The organism is Mycobacterium sp. (genome assembly GCF_049673265.1).
Taxonomy (GTDB): Bacteria; Actinomycetota; Actinomycetes; order Mycobacteriales; family Mycobacteriaceae; genus Mycobacterium.
The window spans coordinates 1-2,281 of the sequence record NZ_JBATXN010000576.1; the positions used below are offsets into that span (position 1 = coordinate 1).

3 protein-coding genes are annotated in these 2,281 nt (G+C 65.4%); 1 reads left to right on the forward strand and 2 read right to left on the reverse strand.

All coding sequences use genetic code 11. From position 1 onward, the window contains the following. Positions 1–12 precede the first annotated feature (12 nt). The gene (locus WBF82_RS19565; protein ID WP_424384601.1) at positions 13–522 is read left to right on the forward strand and encodes a DoxX family protein; all 510 of its coding nucleotides are present in this window, start codon (positions 13–15) and stop codon (positions 520–522) included. Here the strand turns inward: WBF82_RS19565 and WBF82_RS19570 are convergent. Together WBF82_RS19570 and WBF82_RS19575 are read right to left on the reverse strand one after the other, a co-directional pair. After that, the gene (locus tag WBF82_RS19570; protein ID WP_424384599.1) at positions 506–1,879 is read right to left on the reverse strand and encodes a flavin monoamine oxidase family protein; all 1,374 of its coding nucleotides are present in this window, start codon (positions 1,877–1,879) and stop codon (positions 506–508) included. The genes WBF82_RS19565 and WBF82_RS19570 overlap by 17 nt on opposite strands. Positions 1,880–1,922: 43 nt before the next feature. Then, positions 1,923–2,281, reverse strand: a 359-nt coding sequence (locus WBF82_RS19575) for a short-chain fatty acyl-CoA regulator family protein (protein ID WP_424384600.1), incomplete at its 5' end; no start/stop codon positions are given.

Sequence of the window (2,281 nt, forward strand, 5' to 3'; positions counted from 1 at the left end):
AAGTTGGCGTCTATGACTGCCTACGATCTCGGGTTACTGATCCTGCGGCTGGTGCTGGGGTTGACCCTGGCAGCTCACGGTTATAACAAGTTCTTCGGCGGCGGCCGGATACCCGGGACCGCGGGGTGGTTCGAAAGCATCGGCATGAGGCACGGCAAGCTTCAGGCGCTGGCCGCGGCCAGCACTGAGATCAGCGCCGGTCTGGGCCTGGCCGCGGGCCTGCTCACGCCGATCCCGGCGGCCGGCTTCGTAGCCCTGATGTTCGTCGCCGCGTGGACCGTGCACCGGCCCAACGGCTTCTTCATCGTCAAGGAGGGCTGGGAATACAACCTGGTACTGGCGGTTAGCGCGATCGCGGTGGCCACGATCGGCCCTGGTCAGTACAGCCTGGACTGGCTGATCTTCGGGTACAACTGGCGAAACGGCTGGCACGGTCTGCTGATCTCGCTGCTGCTGGGCTTGGGCGGCGGGGTTGGTCAGCTGTTGCTCTTCTACCGCCCGCCGGTCAAACAGGCTCAGTAGCCGCTGTCGTTTCGCGTGCCAGCACTTCTGCCGCGGCGCGCTCCCCAGAGCGGATGGCGCCGTCGACCCATCCGCACATGATGGCCGAGCTCTCCGTCCCTGCCCAGTGGATGCGCCCGCACGGCTCACGCAGGGTGTAGCCGAATTCGGTCAGCACCCCGGTCGGCGCGTGGCTGATCATCCCGCCACCGGAATAGCGCTCGGTGGTCCAGTTCTGCTCGTGATATTCCCGCAGCGCTTTAGCCTTGCTGCCGAACCGGTCGACGAGCTCGCCGATGACCACTGCTCTGCGCTCGGCCTCGTCGAGCTGGGTTAGCCGTCGTGCTGCGGGCCCTTCGGTGATGACGCAAATGATCCCGGGGTTGCCGGTATCCGTGCAGGCATCGATCGTCAGGGTGGCCGGGGATCCCGGTGCGGCCGACTGGCCGGACAGTCCGTCGGCACGCCAGAACGGCTCGTCATAGACGATTGAGATCTTGATGACCGCCCCACTCGGCAGGCGCTGGTGCAGAAGCGCCCGATCCACCGGCAGCGTCGGCTCGTAGACGATCGACGTGGCGATCGCCAGCGGGATCGCCACAATGACCCGCCGCGCCCGCACCGTCAGGCCGTCCGCATTGACCGTCACGCCGTCGGCGTCTTGGATGATCTGCCGGACGGGCCGCGAAAGGTGCAGCAGCTCGCCGAGCTCTGAAGCGATCGGGCGATAGATGGCGCCCATCCCGCCTACCGGACGGGCATCCTGAGCGCCTCCTTTGCCGGATATGACGAAGGTGGGACCCCCGCCGGACCCCATCTGCAGCAGCACCCACAGCAGCGACGTCTCCGACCCCGCCGAGGTATAGGTGCCAGCCAGAGCCATATCCAGCATCTCGCGGGCTTGTCTGGACATCGTGTGCGTGTCGAGCCATTCCCCGAGACTGATGCGATCCCACTCTCTGGCCCGCTTTGCCTCCCACGGGGCTTCGCGCGGAATCGATTTGCACATTTTCTCGATCGTGCGCAATCCAAGACCAAGGTTGATGACCGCCCAGGGGCTCATGGTCCATGGGATGGTGCCGCCGTAGCGGTGCTTCTTGCCGTCGACGATCATCAATGCGTCGCCGTCATTGTGCTGCTTGTATTCCGGTACGCCGAATTCGGCCATCAGCGCATAGATACGGTCCTGGCCCGGCCCGATCCATGCGCCACCGCGATCGATCCACAGCCCGTCGGCAGGGACCTCGGTGTAGGTGCGCCCGCCGACTCGATCACGGGCCTCCAGCAGCGTCACCGAGCGACCGGCCTGCTGTAGCCGCAGGGCAGCCGTCAAACCGGCGAATCCTGCACCGACAACGCAATAGTCGACATCTGTCATGGGTGGCCCCAATCGTGCGTGGGCGTGGGAATTCAGCAGCAAGTTACACCGATTGCGGCCCGCTGGCAGGCGAATACGGCAGCCCACTGCCGGTGTTCTGGTCGACGACGACGCGCCCGCCGAGATAGGGGAATGCGCGCTGCGGGCACGACGGCCGGTTGCAGATCTTGCAGCCGGCCCCGATCGGGACGGCGGTGCTCGGATCGTCCAAAGCGACTCCGTGCGAGTAAACCAGCTTGTCGGCATGCACCAGGTCGCAGCCCAAACCGACGGCGAAGCTTTTGTGCTGACCCAAGTAACCTTGTCCTTCTGGTGCGGTGGTCTTGGCGATCCAGAAATACGAACGGCCATCGGGCATCTGGGCGACCTGCGTGACGATCCGGCCCGGCTGGGCGAAAGCAT